This window comes from Moorena sp. SIO3H5, assembly GCF_010692395.1.
GTDB lineage: Bacteria > Cyanobacteriota > Cyanobacteriia > Cyanobacteriales > Coleofasciculaceae > Moorena.
The window spans coordinates 1-2,714 of sequence record NZ_JAAHHS010000653.1 but is presented as its reverse complement, the minus strand read 5'-3'; the positions used below and the strand labels follow the sequence as shown (position 1 = coordinate 2,714).

The following is a 2,714-nucleotide window of genomic DNA, read 5'->3' as shown; positions in this document are numbered from 1 at the left end:
AGCTTCCACTACTTTTTCCGGTTCCACATCCCGCGCTGGTCGAGTCAGCATCCCAGGTTGGCAGAAGCGACAACCGCGAGTACAACCCCGTCGCACTTCGATCTTGAGCCGGTCATGAACCGTTTGGATATAGGGTACTAGTCCAATAGCATAGGCAGGCATCGGTGTAGCCACACGCCGCAAAATCCGCTTCGGCACATCAGGGCGGTTGGGTTTAACTGAGCCATCCTCAGTCATATCATAGAATTGGGGGACATACACCCCTGGTATCTGAGCCAAATCCAGGAGTAATGCTTCTCGACTTAAGCCAGCTGCTTTGCCTTCTTCTATTACTAAGCCAATCTCTGGCAACAATTCTTCCCCATCGCCAAGATCAACAAAATCTAAGAAATCAGCATAGGGTTCAGGATTCGATGTTGCCGTTTGTCCACCTGCAAAAATTAGGGGAATTTCGGATATATCACACTCAGCACGGTCTTTCCAGGTCAGGGGAATTTCTGCCAAATCCAACATTTCCAAGATGTTGGTTGCCCCTAATTCATAGCTAAGGCTAAAGCCAATAATATCAAAATCTTTCAGAGGTCGCCGATTCTCGACAGCAAACAGAGGGGTTTGAGTGGAACGTAATTTAGCTGACAAGTCTGGGGCGGGTAGATAGGCGCGATCGCATAACTGCCTAGGTTGAGAATTCAATATATTGTAGAGGATGATATGCCCTAAGTTAGAAGCGCCCACTTCATAGACTTCTGGATAAGTCAATACCCAGCGTACCTCAGCTTTTTCCCAAGGTTTATGGACTGCTCCCAACTCGTTACCTAAGTAACGGGCAGGTCTGTTTATGTCTGGTGTTAATATTTCCTCTACAGTGATTGCCATAGAAACTTACTTTATTACTGCTTTCAATGCAGTTAGCCCTGATCCACTTTTCATTTTATCAGTACTCAGGGTAGAGATAGGGGGATAAAGGTGATGAAGTGAGGGAGTAGAGAACCACCATATTTCTTGACTAGTATTTCCCTATCTCCTCCCATCGTCATCGGTTTCAGCACTTAATCTTCCTTGGATTTCCTAGGATTTTGCTGCACTCATAGCCATGGAGTTAGCTTGCCCAAGCTACTCAAATCCCCTAGAGGGCTGTAGCAAAAGCATCATGGCTGTCAAAAATCTCAAATACCCCATCTAATTTAGTTAGCTCCAGCATAATGCGAATTGAAGGAGCTACTGAGCAAAGACCAAAGGGCCTCTCTAGACGTCTTGCTAGCTTCAGACCATGAACTAAGGCCATTAAGCCAGCACTGTCGAGAGACTCTAACTGATGCATATCAACCAACAAAGCCGAATCCTCACCAGCCACCACAGCTTCTGTCAACTGACTTTTAAACTCAACTGCATTGGAGGCGTTAATATGACCGGAAGGTTGAATAATTCTTAATTTTGCACTTAGGGTCGCCTGTGTCATAATAAGTAGACTCCTCACTTGGTGAAATCCAATAAAATTTTTTAGAGAATATATTGAAGATAGTATGGAATTTTGATAATTCCATACCACTTCTGAGATACTTTGCCGAATCTTTACAGATGGCTAATGGTTTTTGAAATCTTCATAAAACTTACCATCAAAATGTATCATATATTACTTTATTTAAAGTTAAGTAATTTATCTATTTTTCATTTCCGATGGTCTAACTTGCTATGAGCATGGCTCAGTTCATGCCTATAGGTAGCGATTAAATTTTAATAATTTTTGTTACGTTCAATCAATAGAGCTGCCCTGACATAAAAATATAATACTTTTTTCTATAGGCTTGAGCCAAATGTTTAGCTTTACGGAAGTATAACGTTAACTAGGGTGTAGAGGCAAGTAGTACTAAGCAGTATTTGCTTATAACTGCCTAAACTTCAATACCTCTAATCCTTCAAAAGGCATAGCTTCTTAGGTTCAGGTTAAGGTTTCTGAGTTAAGTCAAAAAGGCTTATAATATATATGTGAGACAGTACAAATCCACCTCATCAGTGATTTAGATCACATACCAATAAGATAAAAATCACTAGAGTGGTTAGTAGTTTCAGAAGACAATAAATTTATATGGAATTGTGGGTAAGTCATAGTGAAAACTACATTTGTTATTCGTCAACTAGTAGAAAAAGCCCTATATATTAGGAAATTGACTCCTGATATAGAAAATGCAATTAACTACGAACTAACTCAAACCGGTTACATCTCTGATGTGGATTACGAAGCACTGGAATTATTAATGTCCGAGATGGATGCTGGTCGTGTACAGCTTGTTCCAAGTTACTAGAAACAGTGGTTATAAAGTAAGGCTAGACAAGATTGGAGGCTTGGTAACTAGTCCATGACTTTTAGGCATAACTTTTAGGGTTGGGGCAAACTCTGACAGCTATTATATATGGCAAAACCGCTACAACTTTAGTTTACTCTCCTAAGGGTTCTGACTTGCTACTGCTTAAGTCGTGATGAGATCACCATGGATTTGGCAAAGTCCTATTACAGATTAACCATTCAGGAAACTTAAAACTTGTCCGGGTAAGCTTGCCAAACCGCACAGATAAAATAACTTAGTTGCTGGCGAGCATCAGGGTCATTTTCTAAATTGACATCTGGGTCATCTAACCGAACCAACAAAGGAATTACTTCAATGTCTAAGGCTAGTCGTAACAAACTCGCTGGCCAAAGTAAATCCGGCCCAGAG

2 protein-coding genes and 2 pseudogenes are annotated in these 2,714 nt (G+C 41.1%); 1 reads left to right on the top strand and 3 read right to left on the bottom strand.

Annotated features, from left to right (window positions below; genetic code table 11):
* Both F6K52_RS35110 and F6K52_RS35105 read right to left on the bottom strand, forming a co-directional pair.
* Nucleotides 1-876: pseudogene (locus tag F6K52_RS35110) on the bottom strand (B12-binding domain-containing radical SAM protein); the annotation flags it as partial.
* Nucleotides 877-1,126: 250 nt separating this feature from the next.
* The gene (locus tag F6K52_RS35105; protein WP_293089624.1) at nt 1,127-1,459 is read right to left on the bottom strand and encodes an STAS domain-containing protein; all 333 of its coding nucleotides are present in this window, start codon (nt 1,457-1,459) and stop codon (nt 1,127-1,129) included.
* A gap of 649 nt (nt 1,460-2,108) precedes the next feature.
* Between F6K52_RS35105 and F6K52_RS35100 the strand changes: the two genes are divergently transcribed.
* Entirely contained in the window at nt 2,109-2,303 is a 195-nt protein-coding gene (locus F6K52_RS35100; protein WP_075895739.1) for a hypothetical protein, read from the top strand.
* 230 nt (nt 2,304-2,533) lie between these two features.
* On the opposite strand, the pseudogene F6K52_RS35095 reads toward F6K52_RS35100, so the two are convergent.
* Nucleotides 2,534-2,714: pseudogene (locus tag F6K52_RS35095) on the bottom strand (hypothetical protein); the annotation flags it as partial.